The sequence below is a fragment of the Streptomyces sp. NPDC060002 genome (assembly GCF_042737245.1).
Taxonomy (GTDB): domain Bacteria; phylum Actinomycetota; class Actinomycetes; order Streptomycetales; family Streptomycetaceae; genus Streptomyces.
The window spans coordinates 1-24611 of record NZ_JBHWUW010000085.1; the positions used below are offsets into that span (position 1 = coordinate 1).

11 protein-coding genes and 1 pseudogene are annotated in these 24611 nt (G+C 66.5%); 4 read left to right on the top strand and 8 right to left on the bottom strand.

The genetic code is table 11. The annotated features are described in order from the left end of the window. Window positions 1–90: 90 nt before the first annotated feature. Window positions 91–297, bottom strand: a pseudogene (locus tag ACFWBD_RS39050) (helix-turn-helix domain-containing protein); the annotation flags it as partial. An 83-nt stretch (window positions 298–380) separates the two neighbouring features. On the opposite strand from ACFWBD_RS39050, the gene ACFWBD_RS39055 reads away from it, so the two are divergent. Then, the gene (locus tag ACFWBD_RS39055) at window positions 381–854 is read left to right on the top strand and encodes an ATP-binding protein (RefSeq protein WP_385678172.1); all 474 of its coding nucleotides are present in this window, start codon (window positions 381–383) and stop codon (window positions 852–854) included. On the opposite strand, the gene ACFWBD_RS39060 is transcribed toward ACFWBD_RS39055, so the two are convergent. From ACFWBD_RS39060 to ACFWBD_RS39080, 5 genes are all read right to left on the bottom strand, one after another. Further along, a complete protein-coding gene (locus ACFWBD_RS39060; protein WP_385678175.1) occupies window positions 802–1278 on the bottom strand; it encodes a hypothetical protein in 477 nt (158 codons plus the stop codon). The genes ACFWBD_RS39055 and ACFWBD_RS39060 overlap by 53 nt on opposite strands. 46 nt (window positions 1279–1324) lie before the next feature. Beyond that, window positions 1325–1585 (bottom strand): hypothetical protein, encoded by a 261-nt coding sequence (locus ACFWBD_RS39065; protein ID WP_385678178.1) that lies wholly within the window; start codon window positions 1583–1585, stop codon window positions 1325–1327. Between the two features lie 15 nt (window positions 1586–1600). Further along, window positions 1601–2101 (bottom strand): hypothetical protein, encoded by a 501-nt coding sequence (locus ACFWBD_RS39070; protein ID WP_385678181.1) that lies wholly within the window; start codon window positions 2099–2101, stop codon window positions 1601–1603. 1018 nt (window positions 2102–3119) lie between these two features. Next, window positions 3120–3374, bottom strand: coding sequence for a hypothetical protein (locus ACFWBD_RS39075; RefSeq protein ID WP_385678184.1), 255 nt, complete (start codon window positions 3372–3374; stop codon window positions 3120–3122). Between the two features lie 2 nt (window positions 3375–3376). Continuing rightward, window positions 3377–9619: an RHS repeat domain-containing protein gene (locus ACFWBD_RS39080; RefSeq protein WP_385678186.1), complete on the bottom strand. Its 6243-nt coding sequence runs from the start codon at window positions 9617–9619 to the stop codon at window positions 3377–3379. A 625-nt stretch (window positions 9620–10244) separates the two neighbouring features. On the opposite strand from ACFWBD_RS39080, the gene ACFWBD_RS39085 reads away from it, so the two are divergent. Continuing rightward, window positions 10245–14486: an FG-GAP-like repeat-containing protein gene (locus ACFWBD_RS39085; protein WP_385678189.1), complete on the top strand. Its 4242-nt coding sequence runs from the start codon at window positions 10245–10247 to the stop codon at window positions 14484–14486. Window positions 14487–14768: 282 nt separating this feature from the next. Here the strand turns inward: ACFWBD_RS39085 and ACFWBD_RS39090 are convergent, their stop codons facing one another. Beyond that, window positions 14769–15137: a hypothetical protein gene (locus ACFWBD_RS39090; protein WP_385678192.1), complete on the bottom strand. Its 369-nt coding sequence runs from the start codon at window positions 15135–15137 to the stop codon at window positions 14769–14771. A 200-nt stretch (window positions 15138–15337) separates the two neighbouring features. On the opposite strand from ACFWBD_RS39090, the gene ACFWBD_RS39095 reads away from it, so the two are divergent. Further along, complete coding sequence (locus ACFWBD_RS39095) at window positions 15338–15778, top strand: hypothetical protein (protein ID WP_385678195.1); 441 nt, start codon at window positions 15338–15340, stop codon at window positions 15776–15778. Continuing rightward, window positions 15775–17928, top strand: coding sequence for a hypothetical protein (locus ACFWBD_RS39100; RefSeq protein WP_385678198.1), 2154 nt, complete (start codon window positions 15775–15777; stop codon window positions 17926–17928). The genes ACFWBD_RS39095 and ACFWBD_RS39100 overlap by 4 nt, the downstream gene beginning before the upstream one ends. Window positions 17929–17935: 7 nt before the next feature. On the opposite strand, the gene ACFWBD_RS39105 is transcribed toward ACFWBD_RS39100, so the two are convergent. Beyond that, entirely contained in the window at window positions 17936–24394 is a 6459-nt protein-coding gene (locus ACFWBD_RS39105) for an RHS repeat-associated core domain-containing protein (RefSeq protein ID WP_385678200.1), read from the bottom strand. Window positions 24395–24611: the final 217 nt, after the last annotated feature.

Consider the following 24611-nt stretch of genomic DNA (forward strand, 5'->3'; position numbering starts at 1 on the left):
ACGCTCGACTGGGAAACCCCAGCCGAGCGCCTCGCTAAGCTCCTCACGACAGCCGCATGATCAGCGGTGTTGCCACGACCCCTTGAATTCGCCCAGTGCCGCATCCACCCGCTCACTGAACTCAACGGTAGGCACCTTCCGGGCGGTCTCGATCTGCCCAACCAGCGAGCCGGTGTAGTTGAGGATGTCCCCGAGCTGCTTCTGCGTAAGTTCAGCCGCCTCCCGCAACCGCCGAAGCTCGAACCCGTAATAGTCGAGCGGTGAGGCTCCCGGGTCGAGAACATTGATATGGGTCACGCACGCCCTCCCACAACACCACGACACAACGGGTTGTATTCATTGCGTAGCCCAGAGTAGTTGACGCAGGTCACCCTCATACCGTGAACGGATACTTCCCCTCGATCTACGCCTCCCCCATCCCCACGCAGTACCGCATGACCCTGACGGTCGGCGAACACTCGGCGCGCCACATCCGCCGGATCGCCCGCATGCACCTGGAGAACTGGGAGCTGCAACACCTGACGGACACGGTAGAGCTGGCCCTGACGGAACTGATCGCCAACGTGGTCCGCCACGTACCGGACAGCCGCTGCACGCTGCTGCTCCTGAAGCAGCCGACGGGAGTCAGGGCAGAGGTGACGGACGCCTACGGCGAACTACTCCCGGCCCCAGCGAAGTTGGACCGGGAGTCGGAAGGCGGCCGAGGCCTGATCCTCCTGGACGCGTTGGTCGACAAGTGGGGCGTGATCCCGGCCCCGGCCGACGGAAAGACGGTGTGGTTCGAGTGCGCTACTCCGCACTTCAGGGCAACAACCCCCGATAACTGCGAGCAAGTTCCTCGCCGATCTCCCTGACTTCCGCATCGTCGCTCCGACCGGCCTGGGCGATCAGTTCACCGAGAGCCGGCCAAGCTTCGATGTAGGTCAGGGTGTCGGCCAGAAGGCGGTAGTCCTCGACGTCACCGTCAGCCAGGTAGCGCAGTACGACGTCACCGAGCACTTGCGCGTCGATGTCGTAACGCGCGGACCACAGCGCTTCTCGGGCCGAGGGAGCCCACCTCGACGAGAGGCAGAGATCGACCAGCAGTTCCAGCAGCCTCGGAACTTCTTCCGGAAAGTCCTGCAGGAAGGTCAGAGCAGTTGAGCGTTCCCAGGGCGCAGTGCACTTGACCGCTCGTTCAATAACTTCGGCTCGCATGGGCAACTGATTGACGTCGACACGTAGTCGCGCAATCTCAGTTTCCGCAGCCACCAGAGCATCCCACTTCTCCCAGGGCAATATGACTCCCTCACCCACAGCGGAACCGATCGAGTGCCGCTACGACTCATTCGTATATTCGCGCCGCCATGACCATGGCGGCCAGGAGATGCCAGTCAGGCTGCTCCGGGACCACCTCACCGCGGTTTCCGCACCATCCACGCATATCGCCCACCCAGGCTCCCCATGCCTCAAGGAAGTTCTCGAGCGTGCGGTTCTCCCACTCCTCTGGTCGATCCCGAAGGTCAGCAAGAGCGGCAGCGAGGAATGCGACGAAATCTTCACGCGTCGCCACTCGAACCGCTTGATAATCCAAATTCATAGCCATTTCCAAAAAGTATAGTCAGCGAGATCGCTTCTGCTTCAGCCAGGTAGCCGCGTAGGCAAACGCCAGGAGCCCGGCCCCAAAAGCGGGAGACCACAGCCAACCCCTTGGAATGTCCTGGCGAGGAGCTATCAGCCAGAACATCCCCGATGTGACCGCCCACGCGCCGAGCATCCGTAGAATCATCGCGCGCCGCGAGAGAGGCTTTGCCCGTAGCGCCTTCTGCCGCACCTCCTCGTACCTGCCCGTCCTCGCGTAATGGGCATGCAGCCATCGAGCATTGCGGCACGCCGCCCAGCCGAGCAGCCCCAGCCCCGCACCGATCAGGGCCGCCTGAAACAGGATCACGGGGTCGTCGAAGCCGGACAAGGCCGCAGCGATCAACACCGCCATCACAGTTCCGGTCGTCACCCCGACGCCCACGGGATGACGAGCCGCCGCCAGTTCCACCCGGGAAGGCGGCTCGCCCGTCCCCAAGACCCGGTCGACCGCCAGCAACGCCTTCTCCCAGCGACGCATGTCCACCCCCTATGAAATCCCGCCGCTCCGACCACGATGACGACCTGGTTGAAGTGCGAGCACCTCAGCCTTCGTTGATATGCAGCGCCCCGCCGACCACGAACACGTCCCCCGCGCCATCCGTGACCAGCAGCTCGACGTACTTGGACCTGCGCCGTTCCGGGATCCCCACGAACTCGAAAACGCCTCCACTGGCACCACGTGCCGATGACGCGCGCCGTCGTCAGCAAGGCCAGCGTAGGACGCACGCCACGGCAGACTCCTGGCAATGTCGACGAGGGGGCCGACCACCCAGAACACCCGAGACGCGACCACCAACCCGCCGAGCGACAGCAACACGGCCGCACTCAGCGAACGGGGCTCCACTCGGTTCCGCGCGGCGGCTTGTCGCGCTTCCTCGATTCTGCCTGTTCTCTCGTCATAGGCATGGTGCCACCCTGTAAGGCGACATACGACCCAGGTCAAAACCCCCATCCCGGCGCCGATCAGGCCCGCCTGGAGCCAAACGCCGGGATCGCCGAACCCGGACAAGACTCAGACGATCCCCACCCCCAGCACTCCCCCCGCAGACCACACCGGCACGCACAGGATGACGGGCGACCGCCACTTCCACCCGAGTGGGAGGCTTTCCTGTCCCCAAACGCCGCTCAACCGCCAGCAACACCTTTACCCAGCCCCGCACGATATGCCCCTCACCGCGCCAACCTCACGGGCCCCTTTACGCGATTGGCGAGCCTCCCATATGCCAGCAGTACGAGATCTCTCCTGGGATAGCGACACTCTCGAATAATGCCTCCGACCTCGGCGGAATTGCAGCCGAGGCCGGAGCTTGGCACCGTATAGCATCTTCACCAATAAAGAATTCCCGAACGAAGCATTTCACTCTTGCACCGATGTTAATCCCGGTCAATATGCGGCCTGGGCCAGACATACGACAGGTACTGAGGCTCGGAGGCAGGAGAAGGCGAAATTCGGAATCGGCGTTCAGTTGGCGAAACCGAGCGAGCGTAGTTTAGGTTTATTCATATATACGTGCCGCCATGACCATACCGGCCAGGAGGTGCCAGTCAGGCTGCTCCGGGATCGCCTCACCACGGTTCGCGCACCATCCAGGCATATCACCCACCCAGGCCCCCCAAGCCTCGAGGAAGTTTTCAAGCGTGCTGTTCTCCCAGTCCTCAGGATGCTCCCTCAGATCAATCAAAGCATCGGAAAGGAATTCAGCGAAATCTTCACGCGATCTCACGCGATGCACGGATTCATGCAAACCCATATTCACTTTCCTTTGACCACGATAGACGTTCCGTCATTTTTGGTTGTAAACTTCCATTCCGTCTCTCGCGCAACTTCTCCGGGACTTGCACGAACAAACCGAATGTTCACACCGGCCTCACGGGCGGCATAGAGACGTCGATTATCGAGAGTGTACAGTTTTCCGTCTCTCTGAAAGATACGAATCGGCGGAACATCAGAAATTGCGGTTTTCCCGGATTTCAGGTCATCAACAAGACCCTTGACTGACCTTCCGTCCGAGAATTTGGCACTGATACTGTTCTGTGAGAATCGAACCGCTCCGGGAGCAATCGTACCCTGGGCAGGTATTCCACCCATTCCGGGGCCAGGCTTGGGTCCTCCGAGACCGCCACCGCCTACACCCATTGCCATGGCAGTGGCGCTTCCCAAGGCCTCCGCAAGCGACGAAACCGACTTCGGACAATGACCTTCAAGGCGCCCGCATGCCCTCCATTTGGCCAGTGAAAGCGTCTGGTAGCCACCGGAAAGCTGCTCGGAATCGGCAGGGTTGGTTATCCAACCGGCGACACATTCCAGCCCGCAGTAGGTGGTGCTGAGGTCCTCTCGGAGGGCCAGCTTGAATTCACGGACACCATCCCACTGCTTAGAAACCTGGACACCCGGAAATACCGTGATGAGACCGGGATTCAATTCCGGACCGGTGTCCGCTTCACTCCATCCGCTTGTCGTCCACCAGCCGTCGTCGTAACTGTTCCCGTCACATCCGTTGCAACCCCAGGATGGGTCGTTGAGCGCCTTTCCCCCGCTCTTCTTCGTCGGAGTGTTGTTGCCGTACTGCGCCCCGCCCCCGCATTCGTCAGGCGATGCGCACGCCATGAGACCAGTGGCGTCACTCAGAGTAACGGGGCTATTTTCAGCGTACGTGTACCCGTTCACCTGCTGCGAGTCAGCCGGATCCAGAATCGGGTCGACACTGATAAAGCGGCCGGTATTCGGCTCATACTCTCGGGCACCGAGGTGGGTCAAGCCTGTGTCGATGTCCTTGGTACCGCCGACGAAGCCCTTGTCGCCAACCCAGGGTGCCGACTGGCTACCGCGAGGAGTGCCGAAGATACCCGTCTTGCGACGCGTGATGGCCTGGGTGGCGTCAGCGGTGACCTGGGTCGTGGTCGTGCCGTGGTGATCGGCAAGCAGGAAGGTCAGCTTTCCGCCGGTACGCATGGCAAGGGTCTGGGTGTCGGTGCCGTAGTACCGGGTTCCCGTGGCCTTGCCGGTCTTGTCGACGTTGAGCTCGTTGCCACCAGGGAGGTAGAGCGTCGTACCCGTGGAGTCGGTGCGGGTCAGGCGCTGGCCGTCTGTGTCGTAGGTGTAGCTGGTGGTCTGGCCGTTGCTGGTGGCGGTCTTGAGGTGGTCTTCGTCGTCCCAGACCAACTCCTGGTTGAGCGTGGTCGTAGCGCCCTGTTTGAAGGTGCGGGTCTTGGTGTCGCCGGTCTCGGTGTAGCTGTACGACTCGGTGCGCGGATCGGTGCCGGTCTGGGTGACGCTGGGCAGGTTGTGCTTGCCCGTGTCGGGTGCGGCGTAGGTACGGACCGTGTCGGCGGTGGGACCCGCGGCGGTCTGGTGCTGGGTTTCGGTCTTTCGATTGCCCACCGCGTCGTACGAGTAGCTGGTCCAGTACGGGTCTTGGCCGCCGACCACGTCACCGGAAGGAGCAGCGGCGCACGTAGTACCCGTGTTCGTCCAGGCTTCGGTGATGCGCGTGAGCGCGTCGAGGGTGAAGCACTGGGTGTCGGTGGTTCGAGCGGCGTCCTGGCCGTAGTTGGTGGTGATCTGCGTGATGTTGCCGGCCGGGTCGTACGTGTAGTGGGAGTCCTCGATCCTCTGAGGTGCGGTGTCACGGTCGGTGTAGGCGTCGGTCAGCGCGCCGGTGTGGTCGTCGTAGACGCTGGTGGTCTTCAGGTGCTGGGCGAACTTGCCATATTCGAGGACGGTGTTACGTCCGTAGTGGTCATAGGTCGTGTTCGAGATCAGCGGGTCGCTCTGCGCGCTGAGAGTCCGCAGCAGGCCGGCGCTGTCGTAGTTGATGTGAACCGATTCCTCGGGCAGGCCACCGATCGCAGGATGCTCGGTCTCCATGAGCTGGCCTGTGTTGTCGTTGTAGTAGTTCCACCACTCGTAGCTGCCGGCGGGCACGCCCAATCCTGCGGGGACGGTGACCTTGGTTCCGGCCGGTTGGTCGAAGGCGCTGTAGTCGGTGATCTCGGTGACGTAGGCCTTGCCGTCGATATAGCGGGTAGTCGTGGCGAGCTGGCCCTTGGCGACACCGTCGTAGGTCCAGGCCGACATCGTGGTGGTGCCGTTCTTCACCGCGGTGCGGCGGCCCAGCTCGTCATAGTCGGTGTGCAGGGTGATACCGCGGGCGTCGGTGGTATCGGTGACGCGATCGCCCACGTCGTACTTGGTGTGGGTCTCCCCCTTGTCCGGGTCCACAACTTCGGTCTGGCGGCCGCGAACGTCGAAGACATAGGTCCACTTGGCCCCCGAAGGGTCGGTGACCTCGTCAAGGCGGCCGAGTTTGTCGTAGTGGTAGCTCATGGACTGGGAGGCCGTGCGTTCGGCGTTCGTGTACTCCTTGAGCTGCACCGTGCGGCCCAGCGTGTCCACCACTGTCGTGGTCGCGGTGCCGCCCTTGGGCGGAATGACGGTGGTGCTGTCGCCCGTGTAGGTGGTGGTGATGCGCTTCGTCTCGTCCCCGAACTTCTTGGCGATCACCGCCGTTGGCCGGCCCGCACCGTCGAAAACGGTCTCGGTGGACGACGGGTACTGCGTGTCCTGACCGGTCACAAGCACAGGCTCGGCGGCACCGGTGCTGAAGAACGTGCCTGAAGAACGCCACGCTTCGCCACGGGTGTTGTAGAACGCCTCCGTCACCAGTCGCCCTGCCAGGTCCGGGGACTTCGCCTGAGTCTGGCGCTCGCGCAGCAGACCGTCATAGAAGGCGTAGCTGGTCTGGTACTCGGAGAAGTGGTCGAGGAACTTGGTGGTGACGACGATGGGGCCGTCGGTGCGGACCTGATACGTGTAGGAGTAGTTCGGCGCGTCAGGGAATTCGGTGGCCGAGCGGGTCGGAAGCCAGACCTTGGCAGCTCGGCCAAGAGCGTCGTAGCTCGTCGAAGTGACCCGGCCGTTGGCATCGGCCACCTCGAGTGCCTGGCCTCGCAACGGGTCCAGCTTGGTCCTGATGGTGTGACCGAGCGTGTTGGTCACGGTTGCGGTGGTCGGGTTCTCGCCCACGGGGGGGATGTACGACGAGACTGTGACCTTGCCGAAGGCGTCCGCTGTCGCCAGCGGGCGACCGTACTGGTCGTAGCAGAGTTGGTTCTTGGTCGCGCCGCAGGTGTTGGGGATGGAACTGGCGGTGTCGTATCCGGTGCCGCTGCCGTTGATCCGCTCGGTCCTGGTGATCAGGCCCTTGGTGGGGGCGATACCGAACGCTGCGCCGTCGTAGGAGACGCGGGAGTCGTCGATGATGTCGTCGGGGCGCTTGACGGTGGCGTTGCACAGCGCGGCGACCGTCTCTGTGCGAGAGACCGTGCTGAGGATCCAGGCCGATGTGTTGCGCAGGTAGGTGGTAGTCGTGCAACTTTCGTCACCGACGGTGGTGCCGTCCCCGGTCTTGGCGGTGTCGCCATGTTGGGACACCTGGGTGACCATGCCGTAGGCGTCGAAGCCGCGGCTGGTCTTGGTTGTTCGGGTACCACCAGTGACGGTTGTGCGGGTCTCTTCCGTCGCTGTTCCCGTGTGATATGCCTTCAGGTCGGGCAGTTCGGCTTCACTTCGCGCCCGTGTCGCGGTCTCCGCCGAACGCCATGGGGTGTATGAGGTGGCGGAGACAAGCGCGCCTCCGTCCCCGTTGTAGGTCGCGCTTTCTCGAACCGCGCCGGCGAACTGTTCCCGGTCGATGACCGCGACGCCGGCGGAGTCCTTCACTTCGGCACCGTCGATGCCGCGGAAGTAGCGAGTCTCGGTCAGAGTCCGGGCATCCGCGCCGGCGCCCTTGCGGGTCTGCACGCGCTCATAGCCGCGCGAGACGGAGTAGGTGCGGTCCTTGGGCTTGGTGAACTCGTCCGTGCTCTTCGCCCACTTGGCGCCGCCGACATACGTGTACTGAGTGACAGTGTCGGGAGACTCGACGAGGTTGTCACCTTCGACGACCCGCTGGACCGGGTAGATGTTGAACCAGTCCTGCTTGGCGTCCTCCCCCTCGAAGGGCCACTTGACTGGGTAGCAGCGGGTGTTATTGGTGCCGTCGGCCGGGGGGAGGGTGGTGGCAGTGCAGTCCGGCGTGTAGTAGTCGACACCGATGGTTCCGCCGGTCTCGGTCTTGATCTGCGACATACGCAGCCGGATGAACGGGGCCAGGCTGTCGTAGAGCTTGTCGACACGATTGGGCTTCTGTACGCCTTCGAAGGTGACCGCAGGCAAGGTGACGGCGGATCCAGCCTTGCCAGTGTGCTGGATGGAGGCAAGCCACATCGGGGTGGAGATGCCGTCCCCTGAGGAAGGGAAGGTCTGCGCGAGAGTCCAGCTGTCGACGTCCTTGTACGCGCCGCCCGTGAGGACCTTGGTGGTGATGGACGCCAAGCGCTTCTGGGACCAGAACGTCGGGGAGTACTGGTCCTTGCACTCGGTGGAGCCGTCCTTGCAGTACTGGTCGTAGGGGACGTCCGGCCAGTTGGCGGCGTTGACCTCGTCGAAAGTGCAGGACGTGAGGCAGCGGGAGGTCACGCCGAAGTGGACCTGGCCCATGGCCTTGGCCGAGTACACCGTGTCGGAACGCAGGCCGTAGTCGACGCGCTCGAGCCAACCGCCACGCACATAGGGAGTGACGGTGGCCTTGCCGGTCGTCTCGGAGACGTTCCGGCCGTAGTTGTTGGACTCCTTGGACCAGTAGTAGGCCATCGCGTTGCCGCGCGGGTCTACGACGTAGTCCAGTTGCCAACGCCAGGCCTGCTGGCACCAGCCGGAGGCGAACGAGGAGTTGTAGCAGGGCTCGCCCGAGTGATTGCCGAAGACCGGAGCCGTCCAGGCCGAATTGGTCACCGGGTCGTCGGCGGCGGTGCCGTTGTCGCTCCAGCCCGGAAGCTTGTTGCGGCCGAAGAAGTACTGGATGCCGTCGGCCGTGGTGACCTTCCAGTACTCACCCTTGCCGTCGACGCCTTCCGTTCCGTCGTCGCCGTTGGCGGCGCCTGTGAGCTTCTCGACCTTCTCGTTCGCGTCAGAGGCCGGATGCCATCCGCCGTCCGCACCTTGGACGAGTTCGACGGTCTTGCCACCCAACGACAGAGTGGCGTTGTCGCTGTACCAGCACTGGTCGCCGACCTTGGTGGTGTTGGTGGCGCCGTCCTTGTCTTTGTCGACTTCGCAGGACTTGTAGCGGCGTTCGATGTATCCGGGCTCCCAGTCCCAGCCGTCACCGATCCACGAGGGCTGATTATTGGAGGCCGAAGTGCGGCCGTCCACAGCCTGCGAGTTGTAGCCGAGCGACACGGAGGGCTTGAGCCCTCCTGGAACCGCAGGAGTGTCGATCGGATACGACCAGGAGAACCCGCCGGTCGAGCCCCCCGTGCTCCAGGAGCCCGACGCCTGGAGAGAGGTCGCCTTGTAGTCACCGCTCGCACCCGAGGCCGCAGCGGTGGCTGCCAGCACTGTCGCTCCGGACATTGCCGCGGCCTTGACGCCAGAGGGCGACGTGGAGGTGGCCGCGGACAGGGTGGCGGTCGCGGTGAGCGTGTTCGTCTTGGTGTCGTTGGTCGTGGGCAGCGGTTTACCAATGCGGCAGGCGGGCCTGTCCGGTGTGGTCAGCGCGCAAGCAGGGAGTTGCACCAGGTGCAGACGGGCTGCCCAATCACCGCCGTAGGCGCCCTTGAAGGAGTTGTAGTCGACCTGTACCGAGGTGGCGCCTGCGGCAGAACTGCCGTCTGCGCGGGCGACGGAGAACAACAGGCCCTCAACGCCTGCTTTGCGGGCGGTCTTCTGGCCGGCGAGCGTGACGGTCGCCTTGGCCGGCGACTGGGCCGCGGTCCGCTGGTCAGCGGGCGGGACCGTCAAGGCGACGGGGAGCGAACCAGCCCTCTTCGCGGCTGACTTGGAGGTCGCCGAGTTCAACTGCACGGTGGCGGTGCCGGGCTCCGGCCAGGTGACCTTGGGCGCCTTCCATGGGCGCGCCTGATCGGGCCGATCGTCCGTGGTACCGACAGCCATCCGCTTCACTGCCACAGTAGGCGGCTGCTTCGGCTCGGGAAGACTGATTCCCTTACCGGATGATGCAGCTGCCATGCTGTTCGCAGGAAGCATTCCCAGTATGAGGGCAGCAGAAATAAGGCCGCCCCATCTACGCGCGCCGTACCGGCTCACGCCCCACCCCTCGTGAAGGCAAACAAAGCCCCCAAAAGGTAACAGGAAGATCAGCCGCGGGAAATAGATTCCCCACTCGATGCGCGCTGAAACAACCAGAAGCCATCAGCAAAGCTGCACTTCAGGCCACTGGAGCGAGATTCGGCCACCTCGCCAATTTGCCCATCTTCACGTCGAATACGCAAGTTCTCCATGATTTTCTGTTGCTGCGCAGCGGCATGGGCGTGTGAAATACCTGGAGGCGCCGCCGTTAGAGTTGCGCGAAATCAGGCGCAGGGGATTGGGGATTGAAGTCGTGTCCAGAGAACACGAGGGTGGGGCACTTTTCCGAAGGCGCAGATTCCGCTTGTTGGTCGGCATCGTGACCTCCGGCATTCTGGCGCCGATATTGCCTGCCGGTACGGCCACAGCCGTACCGGCACAGTCAGCCAAGGCGGTCACCGCAGCGTCCGATCCGGTTGCCGACGGTTCAATGACCGAGAAGGACAAGGCCCTCGCCGATGCGCAGGCCTCCGGTCAACCTGTCGAGGTGGTGTCCGCTCGCACGGAGTCGAGCGACACCTGGGCGCAGCCGGACGGCTCGTTCTCGGTGAAGCGGTACGGCAGTGCCGTGCGGGTATGGCGGAACGGAACGTGGGTGGGGGCTGACCCCACCCTCGCGTTCGCCACCGACGGGGCCGTGGTCCCCAAGGCGGCAGCGGTGTCAGTACGGTTCTCCGGCGGTGGAACGGGCCCCATGCTCACCGGGAACCGCGACGGACGCACACTCTCACTGACCTGGCCCAAGGCGTTGCCCACTCCCACGCTGGCGGGAAACGTGGCCACCTACGCCGAGGTCCTTCCCGGCGTGGACCTCCAGCTGAAAGCCGAGGTGCAAGGCTTCTCCCAGCTTCTGGTGGTCAAGAGCGCCGAGGCCGCCAAGAACCCGGCGCTGGCCCAACTCCAGTTCGCCATCGACACGGTCGGGCTCGATGTGTCCAAGGACAGTGAGACCGGGTCTCTGGAGGCGATCGACCCGGCCGGGCAGACCGTGTTCACCAGCCCCACACCCATGATGTGGGACTCCAGCACGCCCACCACTGCCCAAGCGCGGAAATTGATGTCGGCTCTCACCGCGACCACGTCGACCGCAGAAGCCGCCTTCGACCCCGGGGCCGGGGCCAAGGACGCAGCCATGGAGACGTCCGTCAGCGACGACACGCTGACCATCACGCCGGAGCAGAACCTGCTGACAGGGGCTGAGACCACCTACCCCGTCTATATCGACCCGACGTGGTCCAGCAACGTCCGGACCCACTGGACGAGGGTCTACCAGGCCTATCCCAACACGTCGTTCTGGGACGCCAAAGAGGTGGTGCGTGTCGGATACGAAGCCGAGACCGGCGGTCTGAACCGTATCTCGCGCTCCTTCTTCGAGCTCGACACCAGCGCCGCACAGGGGGCGCAGGTCAAGTCCGCCACGTTCCGGATCCGCAACACCTGGTCCTGGTCCTGCCAGGCCCGCGGGGTCCAGTTGTTCGAGGTCGGTGACATCTCCGACAAGACCACTTGGAAGAACCAGCCCGACCCGATCGGGTCCGTACTGGACACCGTGAACGACGCCAAGGGCTGGAGCAGCGACTGCCCGGCCGGCAACCTGGAGTTCAATGCCACGAGCGTCGTCCGCAAGGCGGCTGCCAACGGCGACGTGAGCGTCAACCTGGGCATGTACGCATCCAGCGAGACGGACACCTTCGGCTGGAAGAAGTTCGACCCCAAGACCGCCGTCCTGGAGATCGTCTACAACAATCCGCCCAAGGTCCCGACCGGGTTGGGCACCTATCCGAGCACCAGTTGCACTGCGGGCGGCACCATCGGCAACACCTCGGTCAGTCTTTATGCGAAGGTCGACGATCCCGACGCGGGCAACCTGACCGCCGAGTTCCAGCTCTTCCCCTCCGGCTCCACCACTCCGTACGGGATCAGCGTGCCGGCGCTGCGCGGACGCGTCGCCACCGTCGTGTTGCCCACCGACAAGACGCCTAGCGGCACCTACACCTGGAAGGTGCGGGCAAAGGACCCGGACGGCGCGTACTCGGCGTACGGCAAGACCTGCACCTTCAGCATCGACCGCGCTCGGCCGAGCAAGCCTCCCGTCATCACTTCCGACGGCAACAAGTACCCCAACGGGGACAACGGCTGGCCCTCACAGACGGGGCCGGCTCGTACCACTGCTCGTTTCCTGCTCGCTCCCAACGGTGTGACAGACGTCAAGGCCTACTACTGGTGGACGGACACCGATCCCAGCCTCAACGAAACCTCCACAGATGCTGCCTGGGCAGACTTCGTCGTCCCCTCATACGGCCCGCACCTGGTGTACGCCTACAGCGTCGACGCAGCCGGCAACCGTTCCGACACAGCCACCTATCTCTTCTACGCCACCCGCTCCACCGACAAGGATCAGCCCGGTGACCTGAACGGCGACACCTTCAAGGACATCTGGAGCACAGACTCCAACGGCACCCTCCTCGCCCACGCCGGCCAGGGAGAAAGCCACTTCTACGCCGCAGCCAACGCAGGCGGGATCTTCCCGGGCCAGCAGGTCGCTTTGTCCGGTGACTGGACGGAAGACGGCTATAACGACCTCGTTTCCCTCGAGTACAACGCCAACAACAAGAAGAACAATCTGCGCGTCTACGACAACAACGGCAAGGGCAGTATCAACCGCGCCCAGTACGTGGAACTGCAGGTCAGTTGCCCCGTACCCAGGAGCGGAAAATGCAAGGCCAGGCCCGGCTGGGAGGGTGACGACCACTGGTACAACGCCGAACAGGTCACCACAGGAGGCGACCTCAACGGCGACTCCTTCCCTGACGTCCTCGTCAAGCAAGGCACGAAGCTCTGGGCCTATTACGGCGACACCGCCGGTGTTCTCGACGGCGTCGCGCCCCCGTCCCTCGTAGGTGCCATCGACTGGAGCAAGTTCACCGTGGTCGCCCCCGGTGATCTCAACGGCGACGCCGTCCCCGACCTGCTACTCCGTGACGACGCGACCGGCGAGCTCTTCCGCTCCTACGGAACGAGGATTGCGGACGACGGCAAGCTCAACCTCGCCACGTGGGGAGCCGACCGCACTAAAATCGCCACCGGCTTCAAGAAGGCCGACTACCCCACCCTGGGCACCTCCGGCGACCTCACCGGCGATGGTGTGCTCGACCTCTGGACCCGCAAGGCCGACAACACGATGGCCGGTTGGACCGGCAAGGCCACCAACAGCCAACTCACGGGTTTCGGCACCGCATTCAACATCGACGGCATCACCGGCGGTGCGCGCATCGCTCCCGGTACCCAGCTCACTTCCGGCCAGTCCATCATGTCCAACTCCGCCACGCTGACCATGAAGGGTGACGGCAACCTCGTGGTCACCTCCAAGGCCGGCACCGTCGTCTGGCAGTCCAAGACCTCGGGCAACCCGGACGCCACCGCCCGCGTCGAGGCCAACGGCAACCTCACCGTCTACAGCGCCGACGGCCTGTCCAAGCTGTGGACCACCGGGCTGTCCTCGACCACCACCCCCAACCTGACCGGCGAGGGCTACGTCCTGCTCCAGGACAAGGGCAACCTGGTCGTCTACAACGCCAAGAGCCAGGCCCTGTGGTCCAACGGCTCCGGCATGCGCCACGACTACAACGGCGACGGACGCAGCGACCTGGCCTGGTGGAACGACTTCGATGCCGGAACGGACGCCACCTACAGCCTGCTGACCAACTCCGACGGCACCTTCAAGGAACCGCTGAAGTCGTACGCCGCCGCGGCCGGCGTGTACGAGGCCAAGTACATGAAGTTCGTGACCGGCGACTTCAACGGCGACGGGCGCGGCGACATCGCGGCGCTCCACCCCAAGCCGGACACCAGCCTGGAAATGCTGACCTTCCTGGGACAGAGCAACGGAGGCTTCGCCGCACCGCTCACCTCCTGGACCGTCGCAAAGAACGTCATGCACGCCAGCTACATGACCCCGGAGGCCGGCGACTTCAACGGTGACGGGCGCGACGACGTGGCCATCTGGTACGCCTACCCCGACGGCACCACCAAGCTGTTCACCCTCACCGCCAACGTCCGGGGCGGCTTCAACAGCCCCTTCGAGTCGTTCTCGGCGCCCTCGGGCACCTGGCTGCGCAGCCGTTGCAAGTTCACCACCGGCGACTTCAACGGCGACGGCCGCGACGACATCGCCGTCTTCTACGGCCAGGGCGACGACACCATCCGCACCCACACGTTCCTCGCCGACGTCACGGGCGGCTTCGCGAACCCGACGTCCTGGTGGTACACCGGCGCCCTCGACTGGGACCAGGCCACCCCGCACGCCGGTGACTTCAACGGCGACGGACGCGACGACATCATGATCTGGTACGCCTACAACGACGGCAGCGACAAGGTCTCCACCATGTTCGCGGAGTCCTTGTCCGGCCTGGACCAGTTCGGTTCCGCCAAGGTCACCCTCGACGGCAAGCTCAGCTGGAACATCGCCCAGACACAGCTCGCCACCGGTGACTTCAACGGCGACGGATACGACGACCTGGCAGCCCTGCGCAAGCAGGACACCAGCATCCAGACCTGGACCTGGAACTGGTCCGGCGCGGACGCGACCTTCAAGGGCGGCGTCGCGGGCTGGACCGCTCCCACCAGCACCTATCCCTACGAACCCATGAAGCTCGTCACCCCCTACAACTGAATCTCGCCGTACCTGTACGGGGCACGCGGTACTACCGCGTGCCCCGTACGCTTTCCCTCTGTCCGACGTTCCCGTGCTGCTGGCCGTGTTCGCGTGGGGCAAGCCCGCGCCCGGCGGCGAGACGGTCGTGTTCTGGGCGGGAGTGCTGGTCGTCAGCCAGGCCCTCGCCGCCCTGGCCTACCACTGCGTCGAGCATCCGGCCGAGCGTCTGCTGCGGGGCCTGGTCGTCGTGCCTGGTAGTCGTGCCTGGTGGTCGTGCCCGGTCGTGCCTCCGTGGACGGCTCAGCGCGGCGGAGTCGGTCGGCCGCCTGAGCGGCAGCGGGCGACCGCCCTCAGGGCAGCGGCGATCAGCAGGCACACGCCGGTGATCAGGGAGCCCACGGCGAGGAGCGCCAGAAGGACCAGCGTGGGGTTGACCCAGGCCGGAACGAGGTCGTACGAGGCGTTGCACTTGTTGTGCAGCGGAAAGACCCTCGACGGCTCGCGCCAGTGCTCCGTGCGGTAGGCGTCGTCGTACTTCTGGCCTTTCAGGAGCGCGCAGGTCTCGGCCACGTCCAGGCCGCCGGACCACGCTCCCCAGAACCACGTGAGGAACAGCCCCACGCACGACAGCGCCGAGAGCGTCAGCCAGAAGACCGGCGTCCGCCGCATGAACCACGCCTTCGTGTTCCCGACCCTCGTGCTCCCGACCCTCGCGTTCCCGGTCCTCGTGTTCCCGCCCATCCCGTGATTCTCCCCTCTCGGTGATCAGAAGGCTCCGCCGCCCCCAACTGCCGTCTGTACCATGCGTTTTGTCCCGTGCGCGCACTCAGCGGGCCGGGGTGGCGGTGGCCACGGGGAGGGGACGGAACATGCTGAGCGAGGCGTTGACCGCGGCTGCGGCCGGTGGGGGGATGGCCGTCGTGCAGTCGGCCGGGTCGGACGGCTGGACCTGGTTCAGGGCTCGGTGTGCCCGGCTCGTCGGACGGGGGAATGTCGACGCCGAGCGGGAGGTGATCGAGCGGCTCGACCGGACCGCCGCCGCACTGGACGCCGTCGACGAGGGCGACCGGGAACGGGTGCGGGCGGTGCACGCGGTGTTGTGGCAAGGGGAGTTCGCCTCGCTGCTCGAAGCTCTGGCAGAGGGGGAGCGGGACCGGCTTGTCGAGCAACTCGTCGAGCTGGCCAAGGAGTTCGGTACCGCTGACGGGCCCAGGGGCGGAGCCGTCGGCGGGAACACCTTTCACGGGCCCACCGCCGTCCAGACCGGCGATCACAACCGGCAGGAGAACCACTTCGGGTCCGGCAGATGACCGATCCCGATCCCGATCCCAATGCCGGCGGCGTCGAGTCGGGCCCCGGTTACAGCGATTCCGACGACAGAGTCTCCAGGCGCAGAGACTCCGTCTCCGGCAATGCCTTCCACGGGCCCACCGCCTTTCAGGTCGGTGACCACAACACCCAGCACATTCATCACCACATCGCGCCGGCCGACCCCGAGGACGCCCTCGGCGGCACCGCCGACGAACTGGCCCGTGTCGTCGGCGCCCAGTGGCAGGAGGAGGCCGGGTTGCGGCGGCTGCTCGAGCCCGCGCCGCTGCCCGTGCGGTGGCGGGTGAGTGAGCGGAAGGTCGCGGGTCGGGTCGTCGGGGCGACGGGGGAGGAAGCGGGGCGGGCGCGGTTCGGGCCGTTGCCGGGTCTCGGACCGGCCACCCGGGACCGGATCCGGGACGGCGGCGGGCTGTCCGAACTGCACGCCGTCTACGGCGGGTTGGCCTCCGGACGGCTGCTGCTCGTCGGGGCGCCGGCCGCCGGCAAGACGGCCGCCGGCGTGCTGCTGCTCCTCGACGCGCTCGTCCATCGGGCCGCGCGGGCCGCACCCGCCGACCGGGCCCGCGTGCCCGTCCCCGTGCTGCTCTCCCTCGACGGGTGGGACCCGGGCGAGGACAGCGCCGTCGACTGGGCCGCCGACCGGCTCACCCGCGAGTACACCCTTTTCCACGGGAGAGGCGGACGCGCCCACGCCCGGCAACTGCTCGAACAGGGACGCATCTCCCTCTTCCTCGACGGCCTCGACGAGGTCACCGGTCGGCTGCGCGGGGCCATGGTCGGCGCGCTGGAGACGGCGCCCTTCCGGCTGGTGCTGGTGTCGCGGGCCAGGGAAGCCGTGCTCACCGCGAAGAAGACCAGGCTGGGCGGTGCTCTCGCGGTGGAGATTCAGCCGGTCCGGGCCGCCGACGCGGCCGGGTATCTGCTGAACCGGCTGCCCTCCGCTCCGTCCCCCGCCTGGGAGGAGCTCACCGGGCGGCTTCTCGCGGGGGCCGGCCCTCTTGCCACCGCTCTCACCAGCCCCCTCAGCATCGCCCTGCTCCGCGATGTCTACGGCGACGACGATCCCGTGGACGAACTGCTCGACACCACGCGCTTTCCCACCCCCGCGGCCATCGAGAACCATCTCCTCGATCACGCGGTCGTCGCCGCCTACGCCCAGCGCCCCGGACACCCGCGCCCCCGCTACTCCGCCAGGACGGCCGAGCGCACGCTCCGGTTCATCGCCGCCCGGCTCACCCAGGAGGGCACGCGCGATCTGCGCTGGTGGCACATTCCCGGCTGGACGGGCCACCGGCCCCGGATGATCGCCGTGTGGATCGTCTCCGCGGTGGTGTGCGGGTCACCAGGCGTGATCCTGGCCTGGATCCTGACCACGAACCTCCTGCCAACGGTGTCAGGTACCCTCGCGGCGATGGCGGGCGGCTACGGGATCGCCCGCCGGGCCGCGGCGCTCAGCGTGCCGCAGCCGCTGTCGAGCGCGGGCTGGCGCGACATCTTCACCCGGGAGACGGTCCTGGCAGGCGTCAGGCAGTGGATGTTCGTGGGCACCGGGCTCTGCTTGGGGATACCGCTGGTGAGCGACGACGCCCCGCCGTTCTGGCTCTGGTACCTGGTCACGCTGCCGATCGGTTTCAGCGAGGTGCTGGTCACGGGGCGGGGCTACGACATCGTCTCCCGTATTCCCTTCCTCTCGGCGGGCGTGGGGCACTACGACAAGGTGCGTGAGGACTACGCCCGGCCTCCGGTGGTGGACACCCGGTCGGTGAGTCCGCGTGACGTGTGGCGGCACCACATAGGGCTGCGTCTCTGCTTGGGACTGCTGACCGGCTGTGCCCTCGGCCTGTACATCGGGCCCATCCTGGCCTGGACGCTGTTCCCGCTGCTGGGCGCCATGGTCGCCGTCACGGCTCTGCTGTGGACCGGCGCCGCCTCGGGCCTGGCCACCAACCTGGCCGTCGCCACCGCCCTCACCGCCGTACAACTCCACTACGAGGAGGGCACCCCCGTACGGCTGATGCACTTCCTGGAGGACGCCCGCCGCCGCAATCTGCTGCGGGCGACGGGCCCCGTCTACCAGTTCCGGCACACGCGGCTCCAGGAGCGGCTGGCCGCGAGAAGCATGCCGGAGTGATCTGCTCCTACCGGCCGGGCGCCGGCATCGGAACGGTCTCGGTCCATCGGAACGTCATCGACAACGGTTTCTGGCCGCCGGGGAAGATCGCGCGGGCGGCGTTGGAGATGCCCGACGCCATCGGGTCCTTCGCTCCGCTCTCGTACCCTTCCTTCGACACGCCACGGGTCAGTGACTCGACGGTCATCTTCTGTGTGATCTCGAACTGCACCGTTCCGCGCCGGTTCAGCCTGTTGTAGCCGGTCACGGTCGCCTTCATGTTGAAGGAGCCGAGCACCGCGCGGGTGGCGCCCGCCGCCGTGTCCGGGTCGTTGTCACCGGCGAGCTGCATGAGGGCGTCGGAGACTTCGCCCACCATCATTCCCTTGAGGGGAAGATCGTTCATGGCTGCGCCGTACTTGGTCTTGTAGTCGAGCCCCTTGATGGTCTGCCCTATCTTCGTGTTCTTGCGGTGCGAGAGAAACGTGCGCACGACCTGCATCCAGATGTGATCCTGGACGGCCTGGGTCATCTTGTCGTTCTCGTCGAAGTAGTAGGCGGACGGAGTGACACCCATGAACCACATGGCCGTGAGCTGGGTGGCGTTCGGGTTGAGGATGACCTCCGGGTTGAGAACCAGCTGCTCGCGGTAGGCGGCCGCGGCCCGACGGCCCAACTCGTCCTGCCGCGTCCACGTGTCGCCACTGGCCGTGCCGCAGTTGCTGTTGCACGGGTGGGGAGACTGCGGCTTGGAATAGTCGACGGCTTCGTTGGGGCGCCCGTTGCCGGGGGTGCCGTCCGGGCGGGTCGGGCAGGGCGTGTCGTCGCCGTTGCCGCCGCAGGCGAGGCCCAGGCCGGTGGGGTCGCTGTGGGTGAGCGGGTTCTGCACCGCGTACGTGTAGCCGTTCATGGCCTGGAGTTCGCCGGCTTCCAGGAGCGGGTCGACGCTGATGAACTGGCCGATGGACGTGTCGTATTCACGGGCGCCGATGTGGGTCAGGCCCGAGGTGGCGTCCCGTGTCTTGCCCAGGAAACCCTTGTCGTCCGGCCAGGGCCCGTTCGACGTCGTGCCGCGGTCGGCGCCGAAGGGGGTGGTGTAGCGCTTGGTGAAGGTCTGGCCGGTGTCCGGGTTGAGCGCCAGGGTGGAGGTCTGGTGCTGGTCACCCGTGAGGTGGGTGACCTTGTTGGTGCCCGACTGGTTGGAGCGGACGGCGACCGTCAGTTCCTCGGCGCCGTAGTAACGCTGGGACCAGGTGGTGCCGTTGGCGCGGAGGTGGAGTTCGGTGGCGCCTGTGTACAGAACGCGCTCTCCGTTCTGCGTGCTGCGGATCAGCAGGGTGCCGTCCGTGGTGTAGAGGTAGTCGGTCGCCACCCCGCCCTCGGTGAGCTTGCTCAGCTTGCCGTCGGCCGACCAGTCCAGGGTCTGGGTTCCGCTCGCGCCGGGGCGGTGCCATGTGTTGCCGGACTTGTCGTAGTTGTAGGAACGCTCCGGGGTGGCGCAGTCGGTCTTGGTCGTGGTGCCGGTCAGGGTGTGCGGCTGGGCGGTGAGGGTGGTGGGGTAGCAGTACGTCGTCCTGGTGTCGCCGGTGCTCTTGTGGACCGTCTCACTGGTCCGCTGGCCCGCGTTGTTGTACTCGTAGGTCGACCAGTACGGGGCCGGCCCCGACAGACTGGACGCGCTCTTGGTGTCGGTGCACTTCTGCGAGGCGGGCGTCCAGGCCTCGGTCAGGCGCTGGTGGCCGTCGTAGGTGAAGCACTGGGTGTCCGCGGAGCCCGTGCCGCCCAGGAGGGTCGGATCGCTGATCGCGGTGACGTTGCCGGTCTGGTCGTAGGTGTAGTCGAGATCCTGCAACATGTAGCCGTGGGTCTGGTCGGTGACATGGCTGCCGGTCAGGCGGCCGGTGCCCTCCTCATAGGTGTTCGCCACGTAGACGCTCTTGTTGCCGGTGCCGCCGACGCCCAGTGTCAACTGCTGCGGCTGTGCCAGCGCCGAGTAGTCCACGTCGAGCAGGTACCCGGTCGCGCCGCCGACCGAGGTCACGTCACCCACGTCGTCGTAGCCGTAGTCGACGATCTCGGACGGCAGGCCGCCCACGGCCGGCTCCCGGCTGAACTTCTTGCTGCCGTCGACGTTGTACCCCGTCTCGTACTCCAGCGTGGCGGATGCGCCCGCCTTCACGAACGGGTCGCTGTCCGGCAGCTGCAGCTGGGTGCCCGTGGGGCGGTTCAGGCTGTCGTAGGTGGTGACGGCCTGTGTGTAGGCCGCGCCCGCCTTGCCGCCGACGTAGCGGGTGGAGGAGGTGAGCTGACCCTTGAGGAGGGTGTCGTAGACGAAACCGGTGAGCTGGTTGGCGTCCGTCTTGGAGCTCTTCCAGGTACCGGTGATCCGGCCCAGAACGTCGTATTCGGTCACGACGGCCGTGCCGCGCGCGTCCGTCGTCCTGACCGGACGGTTGAGGGCGTCGAACTCGGTGAGCGTCACGCCCTTGTCCGGGTCCGTGCTGATGCCCTCACGGCCGAACAGATCGTAGACGTACGACCACTTGGCGCCGTCGGGGCCGGTGAGCGTCAGCTTCTTGCCGTCCAGCGCGAAGTCCGTCTTCGTGGACGTGTACGAGGCGCCGGCGCTGCCGCCGTAGGAGGCGTCGGCCGGACTCGTGCTCGCGTACTCGCGGGTCTCCGTCGCCTGGCCGCGGACGTCGGTGATCGTACGCTGCGCCGAACCGCCCTCCAGGGCCGTCGTCGCGACCGAGTCACCCGTGTAACTCGTGCTGGTGGCCCATTTCTTGACGCCGTAGATGTACAGGGTGCTCGTCGCCACGCGGCCCGCCCCGTCGAACACCGTCCCCGTCTGCTGGGGCGCCTCGCCGTACTCGGCCCGCGTGTACGTGCCGTTGGGCGTGCTGGTGGTGTCGAAGATGTCGGCGTACGTCTCGTAGGCCAGGCCCCGTGTGTCGTAGCGCGTGTCCGTCAGCAGCCGGCCGCCCTCGGGTGTGGGCGACTGGGTCTGCAGGGGGCGCAGGAGCGCGTCGTAGATCGTGTAGGTGGTCTTGTAGGTCTCGCCGTCCTTCTTCAGCGTGGAGGTCGACACCCAGGACGGCTTGGCGTCGTCCGTGTGGTACGCGTACTTCTGGTTGGGGGTCTGGCTGCCGCTCGTCCGGTTCGGCAGCCACACGTCGGTGAGCCGGCCGAGGGCGTCGTAGGCCATCTCGGTCTTCTTCAGACCGACGTCGTAGGTGCGCAGTGGCACCGCGCGACGCGGGTCGAGGAAGGTGACCGTGTTGTACGTCTTGGCGTCCGTGGTGATGGTCTTGGTCAGCGGCCCCGCGTCGACGGGCGTGTAGGCGGTGCTGGTGGGGTTCCCCACCGAGTCGATGACCTTGAGGGTGCGGCCCAGGGTGTCGTACGTCGTGGTGGTGGCTGTCTGCCAGCCGGACGGGAGCCGGTCGCCGGCCGCGTCGGCGGTGGCGGTGTAGCCGGTGGGGCGACCGGTCCAGGTCGCCAGGCCCTTGGTGGGCTTCTGGGTCGCCGACCAGGTGGTGGCGTTCGCGGTGTCGTAGACGGTGCCGACGTCGGAGAGCACACTGCCGCGCTCGGGGGCGATCGGGTTCATCGTCGCGGGCAGGGCGAGGGAGGCGTCCGCGGTCGCGCAGCCGCGGGCGACCGTGCGGGTGCGGGAGGCCAGGCCGGTGAGGCCGATGTCGGCGTTGCGGGCGTACCAGGTGCGGGTGCAGGTCTCGTCCGAGGCCTTGCCGACCTGCCCGGAGTCGTCGACCGTGACGGGCATGCCGTAGCTGTCGTAGGAGGTGTTCGTCAGGCGCTCGCGCCACGTCTGCGAGGCCGTCAGGTAGGTGTAGGTGTGCACCTTCTGCGGGCGGACGAAGCGGGCGACGTGGTCACCCGCGCCGGGCACGCTCTGGCGGGCGGTCTCCTGCGACCAGGGGTCGTTCACCGTCGCCGAGATCGCCGTGGACCCGTCATAGGTGACCTGCTCGCGCAACTGCCCCGAGTACGGGTCGCTGTCGGTGATGGCGGCGGCCCCGAGAGCGGGCGTCGACAGGGGGGCGACGGAGACGGACTTGTCGGTGCCGTCGCTCTTCTCGTCACCGTCCATGCCCTGGAGATAGAGGGAGACCGTCCGGGAGCGGGTCACGCCTGTCGCGCCGGTCCACGCGGTCACCTGCGCGTAGCCGCGCCACTCCGACCAGGTCCGCTCGGCCTTCGGCGCGAACGGGTCGTCGCCGTAGTGCCAGGCGGCCCCGCTGTAGGAGTAGGCGTGCTCGACGGCCTCGTTGTCGCCTGTCGGGTCGGAGACGCCGACGGCCAGCACCCGGTACTTCTGGAACCAGTCGATCGAGGCGTCCTCGCCACCGTTGATGTGCCAGAACTGGGGATAGCACGAGCGGGTGTTGCTGTCCGGGGCGGCGCCCAGCACCTGGCTGCGCACGCACTCCGCCGCCGACAGCGTCACCGTGGTGATCGCACCGGTCTCCGAGACGACGGTGGAGATCCGCGGCCGGGTCAGGGGCAGGATGTCGTCCGTGCCGTCGACGCGGTTCGGCCGCATCTGATAGGTGAACGCCACCGGGTTCAGCGCGACGCTCGTGGCACCCGCCTTCGCGGTCCGCTTGAGCGACTTCAGGGTCAGCACCTGGTCGGAGCTGTCACCGATGTCTCCGCCGTCCAGGTACTGCCCGACCATGTCCCAGGAGTCCACCGCGTCGTACGCGGCGGAGGTGGCGTTGTAGGAGAAGGTGTCGATCCCGGTCAGCCGCTTGCGGGAGAAGAAGGCCGGGCCGACCGCCTTGCACTCGTCGTCGTCCTTGGCGCAGATCGCGTCGAACGGCACGTCCGGCCAGTTGTCGGCGGTGTCCTTGGTCAGGCTGGAGCAGTCCGCGGCGGTGCAGCGCTCGGCGTAGCCGAAGGTGACCTTCGCGTCCGCCTTGTCGGTGAACAGGGCGCCCTTGCGCAGGCCGTACTCGATCCGGTCCAGGTAACCGCCGCGAATGTAGGATGCGTTGGCGGTTTCGGCCTTGTTCTTCTTGTAGTAGTTCGATTCCTTCGTGTACCAGTAGGTGGCCGCGTTGCCGCGCAGGTCCTCGACGTAGTCGAGGCTCCACCGCCAGGCCTGCGTGAGCGAGCGGTCACCGAAGGCGTCCCCCGCGGAGTAGCCCGGCTCACCCGCGTCGTCGCCGAACACCGGGACCGTCGCCACGGAGTTGGTGCGCTGGGCGTCCGCTCCGTCCAGCTTGTTCTGACCGAACACGTACTTCGTGCCGTCGCCGGTGACGACGGTCCAGTACTCGCCGTTGTCGTCGCCGTTGTCCGCGCCGGTGGACCGGGTCACCTTCGAGGCGTCGTCTCCCTCCAGCCGCCACTGGCCGTCGTCGTCGTCCTTGACCAGCCGCGTCGACCTGCCGTTCAGCACCAGCCGCGCGTTGTCGTACTTCCAGCAGAGGTCCGAGATGTCCTCGTGGCCGTCCTCGTCGCACGAGCCGTAGGTGCGCTCGATGTAGGACTCGGTGAGCGAGAAGCCCTCACCGACCGACGTGCCCTGGTTGTTGGACGTGGCCGTGCGGCCGTCGACGCTGCCCGAGTCGTACGACAGCGACAGCGGCGGCAGCGGGCCCGCCGCCGCGGGCGGCAGTGTGAAGTCGTACGACCAGGTGAACGCGCCTGAACTGCCGCCCCCCTCCCAGGACGAGGACTCCGACAACGGGGTGGCCGAGTAGTTGCCGGTGCCCTTGGGTGACTCCCCCGACCCGGCCGCGGTGGCGGTGACGGCCAGCACGGTGGCGGCCGGGGCCGCACTGCCCGCGGCCTTCATGAGCTGCGTCGACGCACCGTCCGCGGACTCGGCGATGCTCACCTTCGCCGAGACCGACCGGTGCGCGAGGTCGTTGTCCGACGCGAGCGGACGCTGGGTGCGGCACTCGCTCTTCTCAGGGGTCGTCAGGGCGCACGCGGGAAGCTGCACCAGACGCAGCCGCTGCGACCAGCCACCACCCACTGCCGAGGCGAAACCGCTGTAGTCCACGCTTACTTCGGCCTTGCCCGCGGTGTCCGCCCCGGCCGTCAGCAGCACACCCGTGACGCCTGCCGCGCGAGCGGCCTTCTGATCCAGCACGGTGACGCGCGCGGTGCCCGCCGCCGCGGCCTTGTCTCCGGACGACGGCGTCAACGTGACAGGGACTCCGCCCGGTTCTGCCTTCCCCGGCTTGCCGCCCGTGAGGGCGAGCGTCGCCCCGCCCTCGCCGGGCCAGACCGCCTTCTGCTCCGTACGGGCCCTATCGGCCTGCGCCTTGTTGGCCTTGTTGTCCCGGGCGACCCGTTTCCGGGCCTCCTTCGCGCCGAGGCCGTCGACCGTCTCGACCTTGCTCACCCGGGACTTGGGCACGTCGGGCCGCCCCAGGCCGGAGGTCTCCGCGGCCTGGGCCAGCTGTGCCGCCCCCAGAGGCGCGACGAGCGCGAGGGCCAGCGACTGCATCAGCAGCCGGCCGGCGTGGCGCCGGCCGGCACCACCCCCTCGCCAATATGAGGTGCCCCTGCCAAAGATCATCGTCTTTTCCCCCGGTCCTGTTGAGAAAGGTTCAGAACGGTTCAGAGCAGTCGGGGCAGGCGTCGAGCGCCCTGCGGACGGCGAGGATGTTCTCCTTGGGGTGGTGGCCCATGAGGTCGAAGCGGAAGCCGTCGACCTTGTACTG